The organism is Pseudonocardia sp. ZF1, from assembly GCF_056835605.1.
Genome location: NZ_JAJNBY010000001.1, coordinates 3,694,768 through 3,719,069, shown reverse-complemented (window position 1 = coordinate 3,719,069; position 24,302 = coordinate 3,694,768). Strand labels below are relative to the sequence as shown.

At 74.6% G+C, this 24,302-nt stretch carries 17 protein-coding genes and 1 pseudogene; 11 read left to right on the top strand and 7 right to left on the bottom strand.

Translation table 11 applies throughout. The annotated features are described in order from the left end of the window. Positions 1 to 4 precede the first annotated feature (4 nt). Complete coding sequence (locus ZF1_RS17885) at positions 5 to 1,177, top strand: acetoin utilization protein AcuC (RefSeq protein ID WP_208826907.1); 1,173 nt, start codon at positions 5 to 7, stop codon at positions 1,175 to 1,177. 8 nt (positions 1,178 to 1,185) lie between these two features. Beyond that, positions 1,186 to 3,885, top strand: a pseudogene (locus tag ZF1_RS17880) (bifunctional acetate--CoA ligase family protein/GNAT family N-acetyltransferase); the annotation flags it as partial. 179 nt (positions 3,886 to 4,064) lie between these two features. On the opposite strand, the gene ZF1_RS17875 reads toward ZF1_RS17880, so the two are convergent. Further along, positions 4,065 to 5,714, bottom strand: a complete 1,650-nt coding sequence (locus ZF1_RS17875) for a fumarate hydratase (protein WP_073574184.1) — start codon at positions 5,712 to 5,714, stop codon at positions 4,065 to 4,067. A 111-nt stretch (positions 5,715 to 5,825) separates the two neighbouring features. On the opposite strand from ZF1_RS17875, the gene ZF1_RS17870 reads away from it, so the two are divergent. From ZF1_RS17870 to ZF1_RS17860, 3 genes are all read left to right on the top strand, one after another. Then, the gene (locus ZF1_RS17870; protein WP_476651888.1) at positions 5,826 to 8,201 is read left to right on the top strand and encodes a xanthine dehydrogenase family protein molybdopterin-binding subunit; all 2,376 of its coding nucleotides are present in this window, start codon (positions 5,826 to 5,828) and stop codon (positions 8,199 to 8,201) included. Between the two features lie 397 nt (positions 8,202 to 8,598). Next, entirely contained in the window at positions 8,599 to 9,438 is an 840-nt protein-coding gene (locus tag ZF1_RS17865) for a fumarylacetoacetate hydrolase family protein (protein WP_346109140.1), read from the top strand. Next, positions 9,435 to 10,220, top strand: a complete 786-nt coding sequence (locus tag ZF1_RS17860) for a maleylpyruvate isomerase family mycothiol-dependent enzyme (protein ID WP_251785034.1) — start codon at positions 9,435 to 9,437, stop codon at positions 10,218 to 10,220. Before ZF1_RS17865 ends, ZF1_RS17860 begins: the two co-directional genes overlap by 4 nt. On the opposite strand, the gene ZF1_RS17855 is transcribed toward ZF1_RS17860, so the two are convergent. After that, the gene (locus ZF1_RS17855) at positions 10,203 to 11,006 is read right to left on the bottom strand and encodes a hypothetical protein (RefSeq protein WP_346109142.1); all 804 of its coding nucleotides are present in this window, start codon (positions 11,004 to 11,006) and stop codon (positions 10,203 to 10,205) included. The genes ZF1_RS17860 and ZF1_RS17855 overlap by 18 nt on opposite strands. Positions 11,007 to 11,010: 4 nt before the next feature. Further along, positions 11,011 to 11,178, bottom strand: a complete 168-nt coding sequence (locus ZF1_RS17850) for a hypothetical protein (RefSeq protein WP_405416510.1) — start codon at positions 11,176 to 11,178, stop codon at positions 11,011 to 11,013. 183 nt (positions 11,179 to 11,361) lie between these two features. Here ZF1_RS17850 and ZF1_RS17845 point away from each other — a divergent pair, with 183 nt between their 5' ends. Continuing rightward, positions 11,362 to 12,519 carry a glutamate-cysteine ligase family protein gene (locus tag ZF1_RS17845; protein WP_482637850.1) on the top strand — a complete coding sequence of 386 codons (1,158 nt, stop codon included), beginning with the start codon at positions 11,362 to 11,364 and terminating at the stop codon, positions 12,517 to 12,519. Positions 12,520 to 12,576: 57 nt separating this feature from the next. Here ZF1_RS17845 and panB read toward each other — a convergent pair whose 3' ends face one another. Then, positions 12,577 to 13,431 carry a 3-methyl-2-oxobutanoate hydroxymethyltransferase gene (gene panB, locus ZF1_RS17840; protein ID WP_482637849.1) on the bottom strand — a complete coding sequence of 285 codons (855 nt, stop codon included), beginning with the start codon at positions 13,429 to 13,431 and terminating at the stop codon, positions 12,577 to 12,579. Between the two features lie 178 nt (positions 13,432 to 13,609). On the opposite strand from panB, the gene ZF1_RS17835 reads away from it, so the two are divergent. From ZF1_RS17835 to ZF1_RS17825, 3 genes are all read left to right on the top strand, one after another. Beyond that, positions 13,610 to 15,238, top strand: coding sequence for an alpha/beta hydrolase (locus ZF1_RS17835; protein ID WP_482637848.1), 1,629 nt, complete (start codon positions 13,610 to 13,612; stop codon positions 15,236 to 15,238). 93 nt (positions 15,239 to 15,331) lie between these two features. Next, positions 15,332 to 16,675 (top strand): type I glutamate--ammonia ligase, encoded by a 1,344-nt coding sequence (gene glnA / locus ZF1_RS17830; RefSeq protein WP_073574178.1) that lies wholly within the window; start codon positions 15,332 to 15,334, stop codon positions 16,673 to 16,675. Next, the gene (locus ZF1_RS17825; protein ID WP_208822393.1) at positions 16,672 to 17,157 is read left to right on the top strand and encodes a cupin domain-containing protein; all 486 of its coding nucleotides are present in this window, start codon (positions 16,672 to 16,674) and stop codon (positions 17,155 to 17,157) included. The genes glnA and ZF1_RS17825 overlap by 4 nt, the downstream gene beginning before the upstream one ends. Here ZF1_RS17825 and ZF1_RS17820 read toward each other — a convergent pair. Beyond that, a protein-coding gene (locus ZF1_RS17820) for an IS5 family transposase (protein ID WP_482638720.1) occupies positions 17,154 to 18,043 on the bottom strand; the annotation gives its coding sequence in 2 pieces (ribosomal slippage) (positions 17,154 to 17,671 and positions 17,671 to 18,043; 891 coding nt in all). The two genes, ZF1_RS17825 and ZF1_RS17820, sit on opposite strands and share 4 nt — an antisense overlap. A gap of 50 nt (positions 18,044 to 18,093) precedes the next feature. After that, positions 18,094 to 19,308, bottom strand: coding sequence for an FAD-dependent monooxygenase (locus tag ZF1_RS17815; RefSeq protein ID WP_482637847.1), 1,215 nt, complete (start codon positions 19,306 to 19,308; stop codon positions 18,094 to 18,096). A 68-nt stretch (positions 19,309 to 19,376) separates the two neighbouring features. Here ZF1_RS17815 and ZF1_RS17810 point away from each other — a divergent pair, with 68 nt between their 5' ends. Next, a complete protein-coding gene (locus ZF1_RS17810) occupies positions 19,377 to 22,412 on the top strand; it encodes a bifunctional [glutamine synthetase] adenylyltransferase/[glutamine synthetase]-adenylyl-L-tyrosine phosphorylase (protein ID WP_482637846.1) in 3,036 nt (1,011 codons plus the stop codon). Here ZF1_RS17810 and ZF1_RS17805 read toward each other — a convergent pair. Continuing rightward, positions 22,391 to 23,356 (bottom strand): MerR family transcriptional regulator, encoded by a 966-nt coding sequence (locus ZF1_RS17805; RefSeq protein WP_482637845.1) that lies wholly within the window; start codon positions 23,354 to 23,356, stop codon positions 22,391 to 22,393. The two genes, ZF1_RS17810 and ZF1_RS17805, sit on opposite strands and share 22 nt — an antisense overlap. Before the next feature lie 37 nt (positions 23,357 to 23,393). On the opposite strand from ZF1_RS17805, the gene ZF1_RS17800 reads away from it, so the two are divergent. Beyond that, entirely contained in the window at positions 23,394 to 24,287 is an 894-nt protein-coding gene (locus tag ZF1_RS17800; protein ID WP_251785026.1) for a TIGR03619 family F420-dependent LLM class oxidoreductase, read from the top strand. Positions 24,288 to 24,302: the final 15 nt, after the last annotated feature.

Genomic DNA, 24,302 nt, shown 5'->3' with positions numbered 1-24,302 from the left:
GCCCATGAGCGCTCGCACGTCGGTGGTGTGGACTCCGGAGTTCCTGACCTACCAGCTGTCCGACGACCACCCCCTCAACCCGGTGCGGCTGGAGTTGATGATGGAGCTGTCCCGCGGGCTGGGGGTGCTCGACGGCGTCGACCCGGTCGTCCCGGACCCGGCGGGCGAGGTGGATCTGACCCGGGTGCACACCCCCGGTTTCCAGACGGCGGTGAAGTCCGCGCCGGAGGCGCCGTTCGGCGTCGGCCACGGGCTGGGCACCGCCGACAACCCGATCTTCTTCGGCATGCACGAGGCGTCCGCGCTGATCGCGGGCGGCTCGGTCGCCGCCGCCCGGGAGATCGCCGAGGGCCGCGCGGACCGCGCGGTGAACATGGCGGGCGGGCTGCACCACGCGATGCGCGACCGCGCCGCGGGCTTCTGCGTCTACAACGACTGCTCGGTCGCGATCGCCTGGCTGCTGGAGCAGGGCTACGAGCGCATCGCCTACGTCGACGTCGACGTCCACCACGGCGACGGCGTGCAGGACTGCTTCTACGACGACCCCCGGGTGCTGACGATCTCGCTGCACCAGCACCCGCTCACGCTGTGGCCGGGCACCGGCTGGGCGGGGGAGATCGGCCGCGGTGCCGGCGAGGGCTACGCCGTCAACGTCTCGCTGCCCCCCGGCACCGGCGACGCAGGCTGGCTGCGGGCCTTCCACGGCGTCGTCCCGTCGCTGCTGGAGTCGTTCCGTCCGCAGGTGCTGGTCACCGAGTGCGGCGCGGACACCCACTCCGAGGACCCGCTGGCGAACCTGGAGCTGTCCGTCGACGGCCACCGGGCCATCTACCACGCGTTGCGCGAGATGGCCGAGACCACCGCGGGCGGCAAGTGGCTCGTGCTCGGCGGCGGTGGGTACGCGCTCTACCGGGTGGTCCCGCGCTCGTGGACGCACCTGATGGCCGTCGCCCTGGACCGCGACCTGGACCCGGACACCTCCATCCCCGCGGACTGGACCGCGCTCGCGGCGACCCGGACCCGTTCGCCGCTGCCGGTCTCGATGTCCGACGGTGCCGACCCGGCCTTCGAGCGGTGGGGCGGCTCGTTCGGCGAGCGCGTCGACTCCGCGATCCTGGAGACCCGTCGTGCGGTGTTCCCGCTGCACGGCCTCGACCCCGACGACCCGCGGGACTGAGACCGACCATGACCGAGAAGACCGACGAGACCCCGGCCGACGCCCCCGGGCACCCCTACCCGCGGCACTGGGAGGCCGACGTCGTCGCCTCCGACGGCGGGATCGTGCACCTGCGCCCGATCCTGCCCGGCGACGCCGACGCGCTGCTCGCCTTCCACGCCAAGCTGTCCGACCGCACCCGCTACCTGCGCTACTTCGGCCCGTACCCGCGGATCTCGGCGCGGGACCTGGAGCGGTTCACCGTCGTCGACCACCGGACCCGGGTCGCGTTCCTGGCGCTGCTCGGCGACGAGATCATCGCGGTCGGCCGCTACGAGGGGCTGACCCCCGGCGGCGGGGCGGCCGCCCAGGAGGGAGCGGGCACCGACAAGCCGGTCACCTCCGCGGAGGTCGCGTTCGTCGTCCGCGACGACCACCAGTCCCGCGGCCTCGGCTCGATCCTGCTCGAGCACCTCGCCGCCGCGGCCCGGGAGAACGGGCTGTCCCGGTTCGAGGCCGAGGTGCTGGTGGAGAACCACGCCATGGTGCGGGTGTTCCGCGAGGCCGGCTACGGCGTCACGCGGGCCTTCGCCGAGGGCGTCCTGCACCTCGAGTTCGACATCGACCCCACCGAGAAGTCGATCGCGGTCCGCTACGCGCGCGAGCAGGCCGCCGAGGCCCGCAGCGTCGCGAACCTGCTGCACCCGACCTCGGTGGCGGTGATCGGTGCGTCGGCGGACGAGACCAAGATCGGCCACGCCGTCCTGCTGAATTTGCTGCGCGCCGGGTTCACCGGCCCCGTCTACCCGGTCAACCCCGACGCCCGCTCGGTGCGGGGCGTGCGCGCCTACCCGTCGGTGATCGACATCCCGGACGAGGTGGACCTCGCGGTCGTCGCCGTCCCGGCCGCGAACATCGACGAGGTCATGGACTCCTGCCTGGCCAAGGGCGTGAAGGTGCTGGTCGTGATCAGCTCCGGCTTCGCCGACGGCGGCACCGTCGCCGAGCGCAGGCTGGTCGCCGAGGCGCGGGCGCACGGGATGCGGGTGGTCGGGCCGAACGCACTCGGCGTCGCCAACCCCGACCCGTCGGTGCGGCTCAACGCGACCCTCGCCCCGCGGATGCCCGGGTACGGGCGCACCGGGTTCTTCTGCCAGTCCGGCGCGCTCGGCAGCGCCATCCTCGCCAACGCCCGCACCCGCGGGCTCGGCCTGTCGTCGTTCGTGTCGGCGGGCAACCGCGCCGACGTGTCCGGCAACGACCTGATGCAGTACTGGCAGACCGACCCGAGCACCGAGCAGGTGCTGCTCTACCTGGAGACCTTCGGCAACCCGCGCAAGTTCGCCCGGGTCGCCCGCAGGCTGGCCCGCACCAAGCCGGTGATCGCGGTGAAGTCCGGCCGGCACACCGGGACGCTGCCGTCGCTGGCCTCGGTCGGGGCGCCGATCGACGAGTCCAGCGTGCAGGCGCTGTTCGAGCAGTCCGGGGTCATCCGGGTGCAGACACTGCCGCAGATGTTCGACACCGCCCTGCTCATCGCCCACCAGCCGCTGCCGAAGGGCCGCCGGGTCGCGGTCGTCGGCAACTCCACCGCGGTGAACCTGCTGGTCCTCGACGGGCTGCTCGACGAGGGCCTGGAGCTGGCGGGGGACCCGGTCGACGTCGGCACCCAGGCCTCGCCGGAGGCGTTCGCCGGCGCGGTCCGCGCGACCCTGGACGGCGACGCCCGCCCGGACGCGCTCATCGCGGTGTTCGTCCCGCCGGTCGCGGTGGCCGGCCGGGACCACGCGCACGCCCTGCGCGACGCCGCGGACGGTGCCGGGGTCCCGGTCATCGCGGTGTTCCTCGCCGCCGAGGGCATCCCGGCGGAGCTGTCGGTACCCGGCGCCGACGGCACGCCCGGCCGCGGGTCGGTGCCGAGCTTCGCCAGCCCCGAGCGGGCCACGTCGGCGCTGGGCCGGGTCAGCCGCTACGCGCAGTGGCGTGACACCCCGGTCGGGGAGTTCGTCGTGTCCGAGGGCATCGACGCCGACCGCGCGCGGGAGCTCATCGCGTCGTTCGGGCCGGACAGCCGGCACCCCCTCACCGACGACGAGGCCGTCGACCTGCTCGCCTGCTACGGCCTGGAGGTGATCACCTTCCGCCGGGCCAAGGGCGCCGACGACGCCGTCGCCGCCGCCGAGCAGCTCGGCTACCCGGTGGTCATCAAGGCGACCGCGGACCAGTGGCGGCACCGCGGCGACTTCGTCGGGGTGCGCCTGGACCTGGTCTCGGAGGAGGCCCTGCGCGTCGCGCACGCGGAGCTGTCGCGGGTGACCGGGTCCGACGAGGTCTACGTGCAGCGGATGGCCCCGAAGGGCACGTCGTGCACGGTGGAGGTCGTCGACGACCCGTCGTTCGGGTCGCTGGTCGCGTTCGGGCTGTCCGGGATGGCGACCGAGCTGCTCGACGACCGCGCCTACCGGGTCCTGCCGGTGTCGACCGAGGACGCGGCCCGGCTGGTGCGGGCCCCGCGGGCGGCGCCGCTGCTCACCGGCTACCGCGGCACCGACCCGGTCGACCTCGCCGCGCTGGAGGACGTCGTGCTGCGGATCGGGCGGCTCGTCGAGGACCTGCCGCAGGTCCGCTCGCTCGCCCTCGACCCGGTGCTGGCCTCGCCGCAGGGCGCGTTCGTGGCCGGCGCCCGGGTGACGCTCGGCCCGGTGCCCGACCGCCGCGACGCGGGCCCCGCCGCCTGCGCTGACCCGCCCGCCCACCCCGGGAGCCCCCGGTGCCGTCGCCGGGCACCCGCCGGGTGGCCCCCAGGGGAACCTTCGTGGCTTAGAGCGCTACGAGGGTTCCCCTGGGTGCACGGCGCGCCGTGCACGGGGGCCGCGGGCACACCCCCGGGGGGCGGGCGTCGCAGCGGTCAGGTGCGGAAGGTGACCTGCAGGGTCGGGGCGCTGGTGTCGGCGAAGAAGTCGTTGCCCTTGTCGTCCATCACGACGAACGCCGGGAAGTCCTCGACCTCGATCTTCCAGACCGCCTCCATGCCGAGCTCGGGGTACTCGAGCACGTCGACCTTGCGGATGCAGTCCTGGGCCAGACGGGCGGCCGGGCCGCCGATGGAGCCCAGGTAGAAGCCGCCGTTCGCGGCGCAGGAGTCCACGACCTGCTTCGACCGGTTCCCCTTCGCCAGCATCACGAGGGACCCGCCGGCCTCCTGGAACTGCTGGACGTAGGAGTCCATCCGGCCGGCCGTCGTCGGACCGAAGGAGCCCGAGGCGTAGCCCTCGGGGGTCTTGGCCGGTCCGGCGTAGTAGACGGCGTGGTCCTTGAGGTACTGCGGCATCGGCTCGCCGGCGTCGAGCCGCTCGGCGATCTTGGCGTGCGCGATGTCGCGGGCGACGACCAGCGGCCCGGTCAGCGACAGCCGGGTCTTCACCGGCAGCTGCGACAGCTGCGCGCGGATCTCGTCCATCGGCCGGTTCAGGTCGACCCGCACGACCTCGTCGGACAGATCGGCGTCGGTGGCCTCGGGCAGGTACTGGGCCGGGTCGCGCTCCAGCTGCTCCAGGTAGACCCCGGACGGGGTGATCTTCGCCTTGGCCTGGCGGTCCGCCGAGCAGGACACCGCGACGCCGACCGGCAGCGAGGCGCCGTGCCGGGGCAGCCGGATGACGCGCACGTCGTGGCAGAAGTACTTGCCGCCGAACTGGGCGCCGATCCCGAAGTTGCGGGTCAGCTCCAGGACCTGCTGCTCCAGGTCGGTGTCGCGGATGGCGTGCCCGAGCGGCGAGCCCTCGGTCGGCAGGTTGTCCAGGTAGCGGGCCGAGGCCAGCTTGGCGACCTTCAGGTTGAACTCCGCCGACATGCCGCCGACGACGATCGCCAGGTGGTACGGCGGGCAGGCCGCGGTACCGAGGCTACGCAGCTTCTCGTCCAGGAACGCCGCGAGCCGCTTCGGGTTCAGCAGCGCCTTGGTCTCCTGGTAGAGGAAGGTCTTGTTGGCCGAGCCGCCGCCCTTGGCCATGACCAGGAACTCGTAGTACGGGTCCCGGCCCGGCTTGGCGTACAGCTCGACCTGCGCGGGCAGGTTGGTGCCGGTGTTCTTCTCGTCCCAGAAGCTGATCGGCGCCATCTGGCTGTAGCGCAGGTTCAGCTCCTGGTAGGCCTCGAAGACCCCGCGCGACACCGCGGCCTCGTCGTCGCCGCCGGTCAGCACGGTCTCGGTCTTCTTGCCGACGACGATCGCGGTGCCGGTGTCCTGGCACATCGGCAGCACCCCGCCCGCGGACACGCAGGCGTTGCGCAGCAGGTCGGTGGCGACGAACCGGTCGTTGCCGGAGGCCTCGGGGTCGTCGATGATGGCGCGCAGCTGCTTCAGGTGCGAGGGTCGCAGCAGGTGCTGGATGTCGGTGACGGCCGCGCGGACCAGTCCGGTGATCGTCTCCGGAGGGACCTCGAGGAAGGTGCGGCCCGCGGCCTCGGTCACGGTTCCCGCGGGCAGGTCGAGCTCGCGGTACTCGGTGTCGTCCGGGCCGAGCGGGAGCACGTCGGTGTGGTGGAACTCGGGCATGGCGGGGACGCTACCGGCCGTTGCCGGGCAGGCACCGCAGGTGGAGACGCAGGCGACGTGTGACCGGCGCTAAGCGGACGAGCCTCCGGTTACTGCTGTAGTGTGGGCCACATGCCTGGCTCGATCCTGGGAACCTCCGTCCGCCGCGTCGAGGACGCCGACCTGATCACCGGTGCGAGCACCTTCGTCGGCAACCTGGTCCACGGTGCCGACGCACCGGCGGGCCTGGCCCATGTGGCGTTCGTCCGCTCGCCGGTGGCGCACGCGCTGCTCACCGGTATCGACACCACCGAGGCCGCGGCCGCGCCCGGCGTCCTCGCCGTGTACACCGCGGCCGACCTCGACCTGCCCGCCCACCACGGCCTGATGGTCCTCAACCCGGCGCTGCCGCGCCCGCCGCTGGCGACCGACCGGGTGCGGTTCGTCGGCGAGGCGGTGGCGCTGGTCGTCGCCGAGAGCCGCGCCGCCGCCGTCGACGCCACCGAGCTCGTCGAGGTCGGCTACGACCCGCTGCCCGCGGTCACCGACATCGAGGCCGCGCTCGCCGACGACGCCCCGCTGCAGTTCCCCGACCAGGGCAGCAACCTGGCCGCGGGCGAGCGGGGGACCGGCGACCCGCTCGACGGCGCCGAGGTCGTCGTCCGCGCGCGGATGGTGAACCAGCGCGTCGCGGCCGTCCCGATGGAGGGCAACGCGATCGTCGCCGACCCCACCACCACCGACTTCCCGCTCACCGTGCACGTCTCCACCCAGATGCCGCACGGCTTCCGCACCCAGCTCGCCGGACTGACCGGTCTGGAGGCCGACCAGGTCCGGGTGATCGCCCCGCATGTCGGCGGCGGGTTCGGCGCGAAGGCCGGTGTGCTCGCCGAGCACACCGCCACCGTCGCCGCCGCCCGGGCGCTGGGGCGGCCGCTGGCCTGGGTCGAGACCCGCTCGGAGAACCTCGTCTCGATGCCGCACGGCCGCGGCCAGGTCGGCTACTACGAGCTCGGCCTCACCCGCGACGGCCGGATGACCGGCCTGCGCGTGCGGGTCGTCGGGGACGCCGGGGCCTACGCCGGCTTCGGCGGCGCGCTCCCGCTGCGCACCACCTACCTCATGGCGACCGGCGTCTACGACATCACGGACCTGCGCTACGACGCCGTCTCCGCGCTGACCAACACCACCCCGATGGGCGCCTTCCGCGGCGCGGGACGCCCCGAGGCCGCCGCCCACCTGGAGCGCCTGGTCGACGTCGCCGCCGCCGAGCTGGGCATCGACCCGGTCGAGCTGCGCCGGCGCAACCTGCTCGCGCCCGACGTCTTCCCGTACACCACCCCGACCGGCGCCCGCTACGACGTCGGCGACTACGACCTGCCGCTGCGCGAGGCCCTGCGCATCGCCGGCTACGACGAGCTGCGCGCCGAACAGGCCCGCCGCCGCGAGGCGGGCGACCCGGTGCGCCTGGGCATCGGCATCGCGGTCTACGTCGAGGTCACCGCCGGGGGCGGGGGCGGCGAGTACGGCTCGGTGACCGTGCACGACGACGGCACGGCGACCGTGTCGGCCGGCACCTCGGCGCACGGTCAGGGGCACGCGACGTCGTTCGCGATGCTGGTGTCGGACCGGCTCGGCATCCCGATGGACCGGATCCGCTACGTCCAGTCCGACACCGCGCTCGTCCCGCGCGGCGCCGGGACCGGCGGCTCGCGGTCGCTGCAGCTCGGCGGGACCGCGGTGTCCGAGGCCGCGCACGAGCTGTACGAGCGGGCCCGCAAGCTCGCCGCGCACCTGCTGGAGGCCGCCGCGGAGGACGTCGAGATCACCGACGAGGGCATCTTCGGCGTCGCCGGTGTGCCCGGCGGCCCGACCGCGACCTGGAGCGACGTGCACCGCCAGGCCGCCGCCACGGGGGAGGAGCTGCACGTCGGGCTCGACTCCGCGCAGGACGGGGCGACCTTCCCGTTCGGGGCGCACCTGTCGGTGGTCGAGGTCGACACCGACACCGGCCGGGTCACCCCGCGCCGGCACGTCGCCGTCGACGACTGCGGGCGGATCCTGAACCCGCTGCTCGTCGAGGGCCAGCAGCACGGCGGGCTCGCCCAGGGCGTCGCCCAGGCGCTGCACGAGGAGGTCCTGTTCGACGACGAGGGCCAGCCCCTGACCTCCAGCCTCGCCGCGTACACGATCCCGACCGCGGCCGACCTGTTCTCCTTCGAGACCGCGACGACCGAGACCCCGACCCCGCTGAACTCGCTCGGCGCCAAGGGCATCGGCGAGTCCGCGACGATCGGGTCGACCCCCGCGGTGCAGAACGCCGTGGTCGACGCACTGTCGGACCTGGGTGTGCGGCACATCGACCTGCCCTGCACCCCCGAGCGGGTGTGGCGGGCCGTCGCCGCGGCCCGCGCCGGGGCGCCGGAGCAGGCGTGGCGGGAGCCGCCCGCGGTCTTCGACGACCTGCCCGTGCGCGGCGGTGGCGCCGAGGACGACGCCGCGATCTGACCCGGGTGCCGGCCCGGGTCGGTCACCGCCGGGCCGTGGGAGTGCCGTGGCGGATCCACACCCGCTGTCCGGCATCCACACCTGCTGCAACGGGTGTGGTCACCGGACAGCGGGTGTGGCTGCGGACCGCCACGAGGCCGGGTCGGCGAGGGCGGGCGGTCACCTGCGGGCGGGACGGGTGGCGCCGCACCGGCGGGGCGGATGCCCGGACGGGGCCGCCCCGTCGCCGTGGTGGCGGAACGCGTGTCGCGGTCCGTCGACGGTGTCAGCCGTACGGGTGAGTTCGGCCCGTCCACCGGCCGGGACGCGCGGTAACCCACCCCCTGACTGTCCCGCGGGCCCCCGGTGGCGCAGACTCTCCGCCGGACGGCAACCGATACCGGGAGGCACCCGCACGATGAGGCTCGCGACGATCCGGACCGCGACCGGGCACCGGGCGGTGCGCGTCGACGGCGACACCGCCCTCGAGACGGGGGAGGCCGACGTGCGGGCGCTGCTGGAGCGCCCCGACTGGGCCGAGCACGCCGCGGGCGCGGCGGGCCCGGTCCACGAGACCGCCGGCCTGGACTACGCGCCGCTGGTGCCGTCGCCCGAGAAGATCATCTGCATCGGGCTGAACTACCGCGACCACGTGCTCGAGATGGGCAACGAGCTGCCCGAGTACCCCACGGTCTTCGGCAAGTTCGCGCCCGCCCTGGTCGGCGCCCACGACGAGATCGAGCTGCCCGAGCAGTCCGACCGGGTGGACTACGAGGCCGAGCTGGCCGTCGTCATCGGGCGTTCGGTCCGGCGCGCCGACCGCGAGGCGGCGACGGCCGCCATCGCCGGGTACACCGTGCTCAACGACGTGTCGATGCGCGACTACCAGCGGCGCACCAAGCAGTTCCTGCAGGGCAAGACCTGGGAGCACTCGACGCCGCTCGGGCCGGTGCTGGTCACCCCCGACGAGCTGCCCGCCGACCCGGCCGCCGGTGGCGCGCTGCGGATCTCCTCGGAGCTGTCCGGGGAGACCATGCAGGACTCCACGACCGACCAGCTCGTGTTCGGCGCGGTGGACCTGGTCGTCTACCTGTCGGAGATCCTCACGCTCAACCCGGGCGACGTCATCGCCACCGGCACCCCCGGCGGCGTCGGCGACGCGCGCACGCCCCCGCGCTACCTCACCGACGGCGCCGAGATCGTCACCGCCGTGGAGGGGATCGGCGAGTGCCGCAACGTGTGCCGGGCGGTGCGGTGACCCCCGCGCGCACCCCCGGCGACGGCCGCGCCCTCGTCCCGCCACCGGTGGGCGACGCGCTGGCCTGGGCCGGCGACGGCCAGGCCCACCTGCGCGGGCTGATGACCCGGATGGCGGGCGAGGCGTTCCGCGCCCCGTCGGCGCTGCCGGGCTGGACCCGCGCGCACGTGCTCACCCACCTGGCCCGCAACGCCGACGCCATGGTGAACCTGCTGACCTGGGCGCGGACCGGCGTCGAGACCCCGGCCTACCCCGATCCCGCGTCCCGCGACGCCGACATCGAGGCCGGCGCCGGGCGCAGCTCCGACGAGATCCGCGCCGACGTCGTCGCCGCCTCCGACCGGCTCGCCGACGCGGTCCGGGCGATGCCCGAGAAGGCCTGGTCGGCGACCGTGCGCAACCCGCAGGGCGTCGAGATGCCGGTGACGGCGGTGCCCTGGAACCGGGCCCGCGAGGTGTGGATCCACGCCGTCGACCTCGACGTCGGCGCCTCGTTCAAGGACCTGCCGATCCCGATGCGGGAGGTGCTGGTCGCCGACGTGGTCGCGCGGCTGGAGCGCAAGCCCGGCTGCCCGCACGTGCGCCTGGAGGAGGTCCGCACCGGCGCGACGCTGGAGTTCGGGCCGGGGCCCGCCGGGCCGGACGGCGCCGAGCCGCGCGACCTCGGCACGGTCCGCGGCAAGGCGCACGACATCATCGCCTGGCTGCTCGGCCGCCCGTTCGACAAGGGCCTGCGCGACGCCGACGGGAAGCTCCCGCCGCCGCTACCGGTCTGGCTCTGACCCCGGCTCCGCCGCGGGCCGGTCGCGGCCCTCGAGCGCGTCCAGGCGTGCGGTGGCCCGGCCGAGCTGGCGGGCCATCTCGTCGAGCCGGGCCTGCAGCAGCGCCATCTCCGCGGTGAGCACGGCGACCGCGCCCGCCGCGGCGACCGGGTCGCCGATCAGCCCGTCGGCCGCCTCGGTGCCGTGCGGGTCGGGGTGCTCGGCGAACCCCGCCGCGTCGCCGGGCGTGGTCAGCGGGCCCGTCGCGACGTCGTCGGGCAGCAGGGTGAGCTCGGCCAGCTCGGCGAAGCGCTGCGCCGACAGCACCGGACGGGCCCCGGCGCACCGCAGGCACACCGGTTCCAGTCGGCGCCAGCCGTGCTGCCCGGAGCCGGTGTCGGCGAGCACCGCGACCCGCGCCCCGCAGCGGCAGGGCCGCATCCGGATCGTGCGCACCCGCTGCCGGGCGTAGCGCAGGCCCAGCTCGTAGCGACGGAACCGGCCGGAGACGGCCACCTCGAGCAGGATCGCGCCCTGGTGCTCGGGCGCGCACGCCAGCTCGCGGGCGTCGTCGGCGGTGTGGAAGCAGTAGAACCCGCAGTCGCACCACCGTGACGGGCAGGCGTGCCGGCAACCGTGCGCGCACACCGCGTCGTCGACCGTGCGGTAGACGTGCGCCCGCCCGAGCGTCACACCGCTGAAGCCCACCGTCGTGCCGTCCGCGGACAGCATCGGGAACGCCAGCTTGTGGCCCTCCAGCGGGCCGGTCGGGTACTCCAGCGGGGTCCGGCGGAACAGCCCGCGCACCCGGTCAGTCCTCGTGGGACCCCGAGTGCGCCGGCTGCGGGGCGGCCGGCGTCCACTCGGTGAACTCGGGCTCGACGGTGCGCGCCGGGCGCGGGCGCTCCTGGGCGTCGGCCACCCGGTCGGCCTCGTGGTCCACGGCGAATCCCTCGGAGATCTTGCGGCCCAGCCTCATGACGCCTCCCGTGTGCTCCGGGTCCCGGCCACCTGGTGGACGTGGCCGCCGTCACCAGGCTGACCGTTCGTCGCGGGGTTGTCCAGGGCGGAACGGGTGAGGAGGGTGCGGGGACGGATCACAGCCGGCGCCGGGCCCGGCCTCGGTAACGTCCTGTGCCAGGACGGGGACCGGGGGTGGTCGATGCGGGGCGAGGCGCGCTACGGGCTCGAGCACGAGCTCGCGCTGCTGCGGGACGACGGGACGGTGGCCGACCACCGGTCGCTGACCCACGCGCAGGTCGCGGCGGTCGTCGACGAGCTGCCGGAGCTGCCCGGGGACCAGACCGACCTGCGGATCGGCGACGCCGGCATCCGCCGCAAGCGCTGGTACGCCGAGGGCTACGAGCGCCTCGACGAGAACGGCGGGCTGCTCCGGTTCGACCCCAAGGGCATCGAGATCCGGACCCGCGTGCACGACTCGGTCGAGGCCGCCGCCGACGCGCTGGCCGCCGACGCGGTCACCCTGGCCGCGGTGGCCGCCCGGCACGGACTGCGCCCCGTCGCGTTCGCCCACCACCCGCAGCTGTCGGCCTACCGGCTGGACCCCCCGCCGAACGCCCACGAGCGGGCGCTGATGGCGGCCTCGCCGGAGGAGCGGACCTCGCACCTGCACATGGTGACCTGGGGGCCGGACCTGAACCTGTCTTTCCCCGAGTCGGGCACCGACCCCGCCGTGCTGGCCGACGCGGCGGCGAAGCTGACCTTCTACAGCCCCTACCTGGTGCCGTGGTCGTTCTCCTCGCCGTTCCGCGACGGCCGGGTCTGGGGCGGGCTGTCGGCGCGCACCGCGCGTCGCACCGGGGCGCGCCCGGCGGCGCTGGCCTACCTGCCGCCCGACGCCCCGCTGCTGGTGACCGACCCCACCCTGGTGCGGCACGCGGGGATCCCCGGGGAGGTGGGGCGGATCGAGTTCAAGGCGTTCGACGCCGTCCCGGCGGTCGCGGGGGAGGAACCCGCCGACGGCGTGGGCACCGACCTGCCCGCGGCGCTGCTGAGCCTGCTGACCGGCCTGCTGCGCGACGACACGCTGCCCGGCCGGCGCCGGACCCCGGACACGGCGGCGCACCGCCGCTCGGCGCTGCGGGGCTGGGCCGACCCGGCGGTGCGGGCGGGGTCGCAGGCCGTCCTCGACGCCGCGACCGCCGCGCTGGCCGGCGACGACGCCCACGGCGCGCGGCTGGCGTCGCTGGCACGGCGGCTGGCGCGCCGCGAGACCCCCGCGGACCGGATGCTGGCCCGCCACCGCGCGGGCGGCGGCATCCCGGGGCTGGGGCACCCGGCGACGCACGGCGCAGGCTGAACCGGTCCCGCCCGGCCGGCCGGGCCCCGGCGACGCGCGCCGGGGCCCCGGTCGGGCTCAGCGGTAGCTGTGCTCCTCGGCGGGGTACTCGCCGTGCGCCACGTCGGCGGCGAACGCGGCCGCCGCGTCGTGCAGGGCCGAGCCGAGCTCCGCGTACTTCCTGACGAAGCGCGGCACCTTCCCGCGGTTCATCCCGGCCATGTCCGACCAGACGAGGACCTGGGCGTCGCAGTCGGGCCCGGCGCCGATGCCGACGGTCGGGATGCGCAGCTCCCCGGTCACCCGCTTGGCGACGTCGGCGGGCACCATCTCCATCACGACGGCGAACGCGCCCGCCTCCTGCACGGCCAGCGCGTCCTCGACGAGCCGGTCGGCGGCGTCGCCGCGGCCCTGGATGCGGAACCCGCCCAGCGCGTGCTCGCTCTGCGGGGTGAACCCGAGGTGGCCCATCACCGGCACGCCGGACGCGGTGAGCGCCTCGACCTGCGGCGCGAAGCGCGCACCGCCCTCGAGCTTGACCGCGTGCGCCCCACCCTCCTTCATGAACCGGAACGCCGTCTCCTGCGCCTGCGCGGGGGAGATCTGGTAGCTGCCGAACGGCAGGTCGGCGACGACGAGCGCGCTGCGGGCGCCGCGCACCACGGCGCGGGTCAGCGGGACCAGGTCGTCGACCGTGACCGGGATGGTGTTGTCGTGGCCGAACACGTTGTTGCCCGCGGAGTCGCCGACGAGCAGCACCGGGATGCCGGCGTCGTCGAAGATCTCGGCGGAGTAGACGTCGTAGGCGGTCAGCATGGGCCAGCGCCGGCCCTCCTGCTTCCACTGCAGCAGGTGGTGGACGCGGGTCCGCTTCGGCGGGGTCGCGGGCGCCCGGTACGGGGCCGCCACCTCTCCGCTCTCCTGTGTGCTCACCGGTGAGCTCCTTCCGTGCCTCGAGGCCCACGCTGGTCGTGGGTCCCCGGGTTCGCCGTCGATGGCGGACGCCAGGGTGGCAGCGCACGGGCCCCGACCGCCCCGTGGTGTGGGCACCCTCACCCGGGCCGTGACCCGCGACCGGTCACCGTCGGGGGTCGGTGGCATGCTCACGGTCATGCTCCCTCGGCTGTTGCGACGACGTGCCCACCGACGAGAGACACCGGCCCCGGCCCGCCGGCGGGCGCGTCCGGCCGCGCTCGCCGTGCTCGGTGCGGCGACCCTCGTCCTGGTCGGCGCGTGCGCCGACGCGGGCACCGGCGACCAGCCGCAGGCCGCGCAGAACCCGCCGGAGCTGGCGCAGTTCTACGACCAGCAGCTGCAGTGGGGCCCCTGCGCGGACTACGCCCCCACCGCGGACGACGCGCAGACCTACGCCGACCCGCAGTTCGACTGCACCCGGGTGACCGTCCCGCAGGACTACGCCCGGCCCGGCGACGGGAAGACGATGCAGATCGCGCTGCTGCGCAAGAAGGCGACCGGAGCGAAGATCGGCTCGCTGTTCGCCGACCCGGGCGGCCCCGGTGCCTCGGGCACCTCGTTCGTCGCGCGCCAGGCCGCCACCTGGGCCACCAACGGTCTGGGGGACCGGTTCGACCTGGTCGGGTTCGACCCCCGTGGCACCGGTGCGAGTCTGCCGAAGATCCAGTGCCTCACCGACGCGGAGAACGACGAGGAGCGCACCAAGGTCTTCGCCGACCCCTCGCCCGCCGGGGTCGCCGCCGCCGAGGCCGACAGCCGTCAGTTCGCCGAGCGCTGCACCCAGCGCACCGGGGCCGACGTGCTGGCGAACGTCGGCACCCGTGACGTCGCGAAGGACATGGACGTCATGCGGGCCGCCGTCGGCGACCAGAAGATGACCTACGCCGGTTTCTCCTACGGCACCGAGCTCGGCACCGCCTACGCCGAGGCGTTCCCGCAGAACGTCCGCGCGCTGCTGCTCGACGGCGCGATCGACCCGACGCAGTCGACCATCGACTCCACGGTCAAGCAGAACGCCGGGTTCCAGCTCGCGTTCGACAACTTCGCCGAGGACTGCACCAGCCGCCCCGGCTGCCCGTTGGGCACCGACCCGGCGAAGGCGACCCAGGCGTTCCAGACGGTGATGCGGCCACTGATCGACACGCCCGCGAAGGTCGGAGACGGGCGCGTCCTGAGCTTCTCCGACGCCCAGACCGGCGTCAGCCAGGCGCTCTACGTCTCCCAGCTGTGGCCCGCGCTGCAGCAGGGGATCTCGCAGGTCGCGAACGGCAACGGCGACCTGCTGATGCGCCTGGCCGACCTCTACTACGAGCGCGACGACCAGGGCCGCTACTCGAACATGCTGCAGGCCTTCCAGTCGATCAGCTGTGTGAACCAGCCGGCGCTGAAGGAGCCGTCGGAGGCCCTGGAGCTGGCGACGCGGGCCGACGAGGCCGCCCCGTTCCGCTCCACCGGCCGCGGCCCGGTCGGTGCCCGCGACGCGTGCGCGTTCTGGCCGGTCCCGCCCACCAGCGAGCCGCACACGCCGAAGGTCGACGGGCTCCCGCCGGTCGTCGTGGTGTCGGTCACCGGTGACCCGGCCACGCCGTACCAGGCCGGGGTCGACCTGGCCCAGCAGCTGAACGGCAGCCTGATCACGGTCAACGGCAACCAGCACACCGCGTCACTGCAGGGTGACGCGTGCACCGACAAGCTCGCGATCGACTATCTGGTGAACCTCACGCTCCCGCCGCAGGGCGCGGAGTGCACGCTCGCGCCCAGCTGAGGGCCGTCGTCGGGGGTGTGCGGGCGACGACGACCGGGTCGCCCGCACACCCCGGTAACTTCCGCGTAACACGGGGTTCCTAGGCTCCGCCGCATGGACCGCCAGCAGGAGTTCGTGCTCCGCACGCTCGAGGAACGCGATATCCGTTTCGTCCGTCTCTGGTTCACGGACGTGCTCGGATACCTCAAGTCGGTGGCGGTGGCCCCGGCCGAGCTGGAGGGCGCCTTCGCCGAGGGCATCGGCTTCGACGGCTCGGCCATCGAGGGCTTCGCCCGCGTCTACGAGTCCGACATGGTCGCCAAGCCCGACCCGTCGACGTTCCAGGTGCTGCCCTGGGAGACCGCCTCGGGCGAGCACTACTCGGCGCGGATGTTCTGCGACATCGCCATGCCCGACGGGTCGCCGTCCTGGGCCGACCCGCGGCACGTGCTGACCCGCGCGCTGAACAAGGCGGGCGAGGCCGGGTTCACCTGCTACGTGCACCCGGAGATCGAGTTCTACCTGCTGCGCGACCTGCCCGGCGACGGCACCCGGCCCGTCCCGGCGGACTCCGGCGGCTACTTCGACCAGGCCAGCCACGACGTCGCCCCGCACTTCCGGCGCAACACCATCGAGACGCTGGAGTCGATGGGCATCTCGGTGGAGTTCTCCCACCACGAGGGCGGCCCCGGCCAGCAGGAGATCGACCTGCGCTACGCCGACGCCCTGACCATGGCCGACAACCTCATGACGTTCCGCTACGTCGTGAAGGAGGTCGCGCTCACCCAGGGCGTGCGGGCCTCGTTCATGCCCAAGCCGTTCTCCGAGCACCCCGGCTCGGCCATGCACACGCACTTCTCGCTGTTCGAGGGCGACCACAACGCCTTCCACGACCCGGACGATCCCTACGAGCTGTCCGCGACCGGCAAGGCGTTCGTCGCCGGCGTGCTCAAGCACGCCCGGGAGATCACCGCGGTCACCAACCAGTGGGTCAACTCCTACAAGCGCCTCATCACCGGCGGCGAGGCCCCGACCGCGGTGTCCTGGGGCCACGCGAACCGCTCCGCGCTGGTCCGGGTCCCGATGTACTCGCCGGGCAAGTCGTCCTCGCGCCGGGTGGAGGTCCGGACGCTGGACTCCGCGTGCAACCCCTACCTCGCCTACGCGGTCATCCTGGGCGCCGGCCTCACCGGCATCCAGAAGGGCTACGAGCTGCCCCCGCCCACCGAGGACGACGTGTGGGCCCTGACCGACACCGAGCGCCGGGCGCTGGGCTACGAGCTGCTCCCGCAGAACCTCACCGAGGCCCTCGACGTCATGGAGAAGAGTGAGCTCGTCGCCGAGTACCTCGGCGAGCACGTGTTCGACTTCTTCCTGCGGAACAAGCGGGCCGAGTGGGACGCCTACCGCCGGAACGTGACGCCGCACGAGCTCGCGACGTATCTTCCCGTGCTGTGACCGACTTCTCGGACGAGATCATCCTGGGCCCGCTGCCCAAGGGCATCACGCGGGCCGGTGAGGGCCAGTACAAGCGGGTGTGGAACGTGCTGGGCCACACCTACTGGGCGAAGGCCGTCAGCGAGACCAGCTTCGCCTTCGAGACCCTCGACCCGCCCGGCACGGGCGTCCCGCCGCACGTGCACCCGACCCAGGACGAGCACATCCACGTCCTCGACGGCGTGTTCACGCTCTACCTGGACGGGCAGTGGGAGAAGGCCGGGCCGGGCGACACCGTCCTCATGCCCAAGGGCCTGCCGCACGCCTACTACAACAAGGAGCAGGGCGACGCCCGCGCGCTGTTCTGGGTCAGCCCGGCCGGCCGGCTGGCGTCGCTGTTCGACCGGCTGCACGACCTGACCGACCCGGCCGAGGTCGTGCGGCAGTCGGCGCTGCACGACGTCGACTTCCTGCCGCCGGGCAGCGTCCCCGGCGCCGACTAGGGCGTGTCCTGTAAGTCGGTGCGCAGCCACAACACGGTCGCGGCGATGATGATCTCCGATCGGTAGTAGGCCACGCGCTTCGCGTAGCGGGTGGCGAGGGCGCGGAACTGTTTGAGCCGGTTGAAGCAGCGTTCGACCACGTTGCGACTGGTGTAGAGGGCCGGGTCGAACGCCGGTGGGCGACCGCCGCGGGGGCCCTTCGCGCGTCGGCGCTGGATCTGGTCGCTGCGTTCGGGGCTGGTGAACGCGATGCGGCGCCGGCGTAGCGCCGCGCGGGTCGAGGGGTGGGAGTAGGCCTTGTCGGCCAGCACCCGGTCGGGCCGGGTGCGTGGTCGGCCGGGTCCGTCTCGGCCGACCACGATCTGATCGAGCAGCGGGAGCAGTTGTGGGTTGTCCCCGGCCTGGCCCGGGGTGAGGATCACCGACATCGGCAGTCCGCGCCCATCGACCGCGAGATGAATCTTGCTGGTCAGCCCGCCACGGGACCGTCCGAGGGCTTCTCCGTCGACGGCGAGGGCTTCGACCCACCCAGTGGTGCAGCCCCCTTTTTCCGGGCACCGGCGGAGTGCTGGTGAGCCCGGACGCTGCTGGAATCGATGCTGAAGGTCCACTCCACGTTCCCGACGGCGTCATCCTTGACGATCACGTCGTCGAGGATGCGTTCCCAGGTGCCGTCCGCGGTCCAGATCCGCAGGCGTTCATGCGCGGTCTTCCAGGGTCCGTAGCGCTCGGGCAGGTCGCGCCACGGGGCGCCGGTGCGCAGCTTCCACAGGATCGCGTTGATCACCTGACGGTGATCGCGCCACCGCCGGCCTCGCCCTGCGACCGGGGGCAGCAACGGCTCGATTCGCGCCCAGGCCTTGTCCGTCAGCTCACCCCGACCCACCACCCGAGCATGATCACCGACAGCAGGTCAGAACCCTTACAGGACACGCCCTAGCGGGTGTTGCCCGACGCGCGGTGGTAGCCGGCGAAGATCTCCTCGAGCTCCCCGCCGGTGATCACCGCGTCGAGGTCGTCGAAGCCGTCGGGTGCGCGGCGCTCGACCTCGTCGATGACCCGTTCCGGGCCACCCACGCGGTTGCGGAGCACGACGTCGGCGGTCATCGGCAGCCGTTCGGCCTCGTACGCGGCCAGCGCCGCCGCCGGGTCGCCGCCCGCGGCCAGGTGCCGGGCGAGCGACTCGGCGTCGAGGATCGCCTGCCCGGCGCCGTTGGAGCCCATCGGGACCATCGGGTGCGCGGCGTCGCCGAGCAGGGTGACCCGCCCGTGCGACCAGCGCGGCAGCGGGTCCCGGTCGCACATCGGGAACTCGAAGATCTCCGGTGTCGCGGCGACCAGCGCGAGGTGGTCGACGTCGTCGAGGTGGAAGCGGCGGGCGTGGGCGAGGGTCTCGTCGCGGTCGGCGGGCCGTGACCAGTCCTGGCGCTGCGGGGCGGGGTCGCCGTCGGCGTCGGTCGCGATGCACACCGCCCAGTTCGTGAGGACCGTCCCCGGCGCGCTGCCGGCGCCGACCGGATAGACCACCAGCTTGGCGGCGTTCCCGCCCGCGACGACCATCGAGCGGCCCCCGCGGAACGCCGGCCAGTCCGTCGCGCCGCGCCACATCGACACCCCGTTCCAGTGCGGCGGTCCCTCGCCCGGGAACAGGCCCGCCCGCACCGCGGAGTGGATGCCGTCCGCGCCGACCAGCACGTCGCCGGTCGCCTCCGGCAGGGCGTCGTCGGCGAAGCGGACCCGGACACCCCCGTCGGAGTGCTCGACGCCGGCGACCAGGTGCCGGGTGCGGATCGCGTCGGACCCCAGCCGTGCGCGCACGGCGTCGGTGAGCATCCGGTGCACCCGGCCGCGGTGCCCGGCGACCTGCGGGAACGCGAAGCCGGCCGCCACCCCGCAGGGTCTGCGCAGGATCGGCTGCCCGAGCCGGTGGGCGTAGGTGAGGTCGGTGGTCGCGATGCCGACGTCGGCCAGCTCCGCGGACAGGCCGAGCCCGTCGAGCACCCGTACGGCGTGCGGCAGCAGGTTGAACCCGACACCGAGCTCGCCCGCGCCGGACCCCTGCTCCAGGACCGTGGACCCGATCCCGGCCCGCTCGAGGGCCAGGGCCGTGGTCAGTCCTCCGATACCCCCACCGACGATCACGACGTGCATGCCCCCGAGCCTGACCGCTGGACGCCCCTGAGGGAAGGGCGGCCCGCGATGGGGCAGGATCACCGGTCATGGACCGTCGCACGGGGACCTCGCTCGCCCGGCTCGGCCTCACCGGTGAGGACGCGGCCACGACCCTGCGCGGTCTGGGCTGGTGGGCGACCGACGGGCCGGCGCCCGGCTGCGAGGAGATCATGTGGGCGCTGGCCCGCAGCCCCGACCAGTCCCTCGCCCTGCGGGCGGTCGAGCGGCTGGCGCAGACCGCCCCGTGGCCCGCGATCGACCGGGCGCTGCGCACCGACCGCGGGCTGCGGGGGCGGCTGCTGGCGACCCTGGGGTCGTCGACGGCGCTGGGCGACCACCTCGTCGGCCACCCGGACCGCTGGCCGCTGCTGGCCGACACCGCCGAGCGCGGGAACCCGCCGCCGGACCTGGCCCGGCGCACCGCGAACCTGCTGCGCGCGGTCGGGGCCGACCCGGCCGCGCCGCCGCCGGGGACGGCCGGCGGAGCGCGGGCGTCGCTGACCGGCGCCGAGGCCGTCGCGGCGCTGCGCACGGCCTACCGCGACGAGCTGCTCGGCCTCGCCTCGGCCGACCTGGCCGCCGTCGGCGACCCGGGTCTGCCGGTGATGGAGGTCGACGACGTCGCCGCCCAGCTCGCCGACCTCGCCGAGGCCGCGCTGTCGGCGTCGCTGGCGGTGGCCGCGGCCGAGCAGGACCCGCCCGAGGAGCTGCGGCTCGCGGTGATCGGGCTCGGCAAGTGCGGTGGCCGGGAGCTCAACTACGTCTCCGACGTCGACGTCGTGTTCGTCGCCGAACCCGGCGGGGATCTCACCCAGGCCGCGACGAAGCTCGCGTCGCGGGTCATGCGCATCGCGGGGGAGGCCTGTTTCGAGGTCGACGCGAACCTGCGCCCCGAGGGCCGCCAGGGCGCACTCGTGCGGACCCTCGACGGGCACGTGGCGTACTACAAGCGGTGGGCGAAGACCTGGGAGTTCCAGGCGCTGCTCAAGGCCCGCCCGATCGCCGGGGACCGCGAGCTCGGCGCCGCCTACGTCGAGGCGCTGTCGCCGATGGTGTGGCAGGCCTCCACCCGCGACGACTTCGTCACCGACGTGCAGGCCATGCGGGCCCGGGTCATCGAGAACATCCCCTCCGAGCAGCGCGAACGCGAGCTGAAGCTCGGCCGCGGCGGGCTGCGCGACGTCGAGTTCGCCGTCCAGCTGCTGCAGCTGGTGCACGGCCGGGGCGACGACTCGCTGCACTCGGGCAACACCCTGGTCGCGCTGGCCGCGCTGTCGGAGAGCGGCTACGTCGGCCGCGACGACGGCGCCAACCTCGCCGCGTCCTACCGGTTCCTGCGCCTGCTGGAGCACCGGCTGCAGCTGCAGAAGCTGCGCCGCACCCACCTGCTCCCGGCCGCCGACGACGTCGACGGACTGCGCTGGCTCGCCCGGGCCGCGCGGATCCGCCCGGACGGGCGCCGCGACGTCGTCGGGGTGCTGGTCGACGAGTGGCAGCGCAACGCGCGCCGCGTCACCCGGCTGCACGAGAAGCTGTTCTACCGGCCGCTGCTGTCGGCGGTGTCCCGGCTGGCCGCCGACGGCGCCGACGCCGTGCTGTCTCCGGAGGCGGCGAGGGCACGGATGAAGGCGCTGGGCTGGGCGTCGCCGGAGGGGGCGCTCGGGCACCTGCGGGCGCTCACCGGCGGGGTGTCACGGGCCGCGTCGATCCAGCGGGCGCTGCTGCCGGTGCTGCTGGACTCGCTGTCGCGCAGCCCCGACCCCGACCGCGGCCTGCTCGCCTACCGGCGGGTGTCCGAGGCGCTCGCCGACACCCCCTGGTACCTGCGGCTGCTGCGCGACGAGGGCGCGGTCGCGCAGCGGCTGATGACGCTGCTCGGGACGTCGGCCCTGGTCCCGGACCTGCTGGCCCGCGCGCCGGAGGTGCTGCGGATGCTGGCGACCTCCTCGGGGGTGCAGAGCCCGGAGCTGACCCGGGACCCGGCCGAGGTGTCGATGGCGCTGCGCACCACCGTCGCCCGGCAGAGCACGCCGGAGGCCGCGGTGGCGTCGGCGCGGTCCTACCGCCGCCACGAGATGCTGCGGATCGCCTGCGCCGACCTGCTCGGCCTGCTGCCCGTCGACGCGGTGTGCACGGCGCTGAGCTCGGTCAACGAGGCGGTGCTGGCCGCGACCCTGGACGCGGTGCTGCGCGCGGAGCCCGAGCGCCCGGCCGTCCTGTCGGTGATCGGGATGGGCCGCCTCGGCGGCGGCGAGTCCAGCTACGGCAGCGACGCCGACGTGATGTTCGTCTGCAGGCCCGCCGAGGGCGTCGACGACCACACCGCGGTGAGGTGGGCGACCCGGGTGGTGGAACGCGTGCGGCGGCTGCTCGGCTCCCCCAGCCCGGATCCGGAGCTGTCGGTCGACGCGGACCTGCGCCCGGAGGGCCGGTCCGGGCCGATGGTGCGCACCCTGGCCTCCTACCGCGAGTACTACGCCCGCTGGGGCGAGGTGTGGGAGGCCCAGGCGCTGCTGCGGGCCCGCCCGATCGCGGGGGACCGGACGCTGGGCCGCGAGTTCACCGCGCTGGTCGACCCGATCCGCTACCCGGCCGACGGCGTGTCGGCGGCCGCGGTGTCGGAGATCCGCCGGATCAAGGCCCGGGTCGACGCCGAGCGGCTGCCCCGCGGCGCGGACCGCACCACCCACACCAAGCTCGGCCTGGGCGGGCTGGCCGACGTCGAGTGGACGGTGCAGCTGCTGCAGCTCCAGCACGCGGGCGACGTCCCCGAGCTGCGCACCCCGTCGACGCTGCACGGGCTGCACGAGGCCGCGGAGGCCGGGCTGATCAGCGCCGGGGACGCCGCCGAGCTGGAGGAGGGCTGGCGCACCGCGACCGCGGCCCGCAACGCGATCATGCTGGTCAAGGGCAAGCCCGGCGACCAGCTCCCGCGTTCGGGGCGGGAGCTGGCCGCCGTCGCCGTCGCGCTCGGGTACCCGGCGGGCGGCGACCCGGGGGAGTTCCTCGACGACTACAAGCGCGTCACGCGGCGGGCCCGCGCGGTCGTCGAGCGGGTGTTCTACGGCTGGTCCGAGGACTGACCGGCCGGTGCCGAGCGCAGCGCCGTGGCGAACCACTCGAACGCGGGGATCGCCGGCTCCCGGGCCGGCCAACCGTTGAGCACCCCGAGCAGCGTCCAGTAGCGCTCGACGCGGCGGTCGGCGAACAGGTCGACCGTGTCCGCCCAGGCGGTCCGCTCGCCCATCGACAGTCCGGCGACGCCGGGGATCCGCGCCAGCGCCGCGGCGGCCGCGGGCGAGGCCGGGTCGACGCCCGCGGCGAGCGCGCCACCGGCGTGCTCGGCCACCGCGGCCGGGTCGGCCTGCCGCTCGCGGTGCGCCGGGACGGTGGCGCCGGCGACGGCCATCTCCCGGCAGCGGGCCCGGAAGCCGGGGTCGCCGACCAGCTCGGCCAGCTCCACCCAGGCCCCGACCTGTTCCGGGGTCGGGTCGTCGGGCAGCTCGGCGGGCATCGACCGCATCGCGGTGGCGATGCCCGCGCCGGGCGCGTCGGCGTCGATGCCGGCGAAGGCCTCGTTCACGAACTCGTCGATCAGGTGCTGCCGCTGCGCCGCGGACAGCCGGGCGAGGTCGTTCATCAGGGTCACGCTCCGTTCGTCGGGTGGGGTGTCACCGGTTCCGTTGCGGGCGAGCAGTGCGCACACCGCCCGCTGCGCCCGTAGCTCGCGGATCCGGTCGTCCAGGGCCCGGACGTGTGCCGCCGCGATCTCGCCGACCCCCCGTCGGCGGGACAGCACGGCGCGCACGTCGTCCAGGCCCAGGCCGAGCTCGCGCAGGGTGCGCACGAGGTCGAGCCGTGCGACCGCGGCCGGTCCGTAGACCCGGTGGCCCGCGCCGTTGCGGTCGGCGGGGACGAGCCCCTCGTCCGACCAGAAACGGAGCGTGCGCACGGGGACCTCGCTGCGCCGGGCGAGCTGCCCGATCGTCAGCGTGACAGGGTGATCATCGGTAGGTGGTGCGGTCACGGGTACAGCGTCGGGTGTTCCAGCGGCTGGAGGTCAAGTGCGAATCGGTTTCGGGATCCCGCAGTTCGGTGCGTCCGCGGCCCACGTGGACGGGACGATGCGGTTCGCGGCGGGCGCCGAGGAGCGCGGCGCGGCGAGCCTGTGGACGGGCGACCGGCTGCTGGTGGCCGTCGACCCGACGGTCGGCTACGGCGGCGGGCCCGGCGGCCCGGGCAGCGTGCCCGAGCAGTTCACCGCCGCGCACGACCCGCTGGCGCTGCTGACCGCGGCGGCCGCCGTCACCGCGCGGGTGCAGCTCGGCACCAGCACGCTCAACGCGCCCTGGTACCCGGCGGCGCTGCTGGCCCGGCAGGCGGCGACGATCGACAACCTGTCGGGCGGACGGCTGCTGCTGGGCCTCGGCATCGGCTGGTCGCCCGAGGAGTACGACGCGGTCGGGGTCCCGATGGGTGAGCGCGGCGCCCGCCTCGACGAGACCCTCGACCTGTTCGACACCTGGTGGCACGACGACCCGGTGGAGTTCACCGGGCGGTTCGCGAGCGTCGCGCCGTCGTACGTGCACGCCCGGCCGCAGCACGTGCCGGTCTACCTGGGCGGCTTCAGCCCCCGGGCGCGCCGCAGGATCGCGGAACGGGCCGACGGGTTCCTGCCGGTCGTCACCTCCGACGTCACCGACCTCGACGCCGCGGTCTCCGCGCCCTGGGCGGACCTGCGTGCCGCCGCGGCCGAGGCGGGCCGCCCCGCCGACGCGGTCGGTGCGGTGCTGCGGGTGAACCCGAAGCCGGGGGAGACCGCCGCCGACGCCGCCGCGCTGGTGCGCCGGGCGGCCACCGACACCGACGTCGACCACACCTTCGTCGACCTCATGTACCTGGCGGACGACACCGACTCGGCGCTGGAGGCGGTCGAGGAGATCCTCGGCGCGGCGTGACCGGACCCCGCTGGT

Coding starts and splice junctions, on each gene's coding strand:
- ZF1_RS17885 (WP_208826907.1), top strand. CDS start 5: ATGAGCGCTCGCACGTCGGTGGTGTGGACTCCGGAGTTCCTGACCTAC.
- ZF1_RS17875 (WP_073574184.1), bottom strand. CDS start 5,714: ATGCCCGAGTTCCACCACACCGACGTGCTCCCGCTCGGCCCGGACGAC.
- ZF1_RS17870 (WP_476651888.1), top strand. CDS start 5,826: ATGCCTGGCTCGATCCTGGGAACCTCCGTCCGCCGCGTCGAGGACGCC.
- ZF1_RS17865 (WP_346109140.1), top strand. CDS start 8,599: ATGAGGCTCGCGACGATCCGGACCGCGACCGGGCACCGGGCGGTGCGC.
- ZF1_RS17850 (WP_405416510.1), bottom strand. CDS start 11,178: ATGAGGCTGGGCCGCAAGATCTCCGAGGGATTCGCCGTGGACCACGAG.
- ZF1_RS17845 (WP_482637850.1), top strand. CDS start 11,362: ATGCGGGGCGAGGCGCGCTACGGGCTCGAGCACGAGCTCGCGCTGCTG.
- ZF1_RS17835 (WP_482637848.1), top strand. CDS start 13,610: ATGCTCCCTCGGCTGTTGCGACGACGTGCCCACCGACGAGAGACACCG.
- glnA (WP_073574178.1), top strand. CDS start 15,332: ATGGACCGCCAGCAGGAGTTCGTGCTCCGCACGCTCGAGGAACGCGAT.
- ZF1_RS17815 (WP_482637847.1), bottom strand. CDS start 19,308: ATGCACGTCGTGATCGTCGGTGGGGGTATCGGAGGACTGACCACGGCC.
- ZF1_RS17810 (WP_482637846.1), top strand. CDS start 19,377: ATGGACCGTCGCACGGGGACCTCGCTCGCCCGGCTCGGCCTCACCGGT.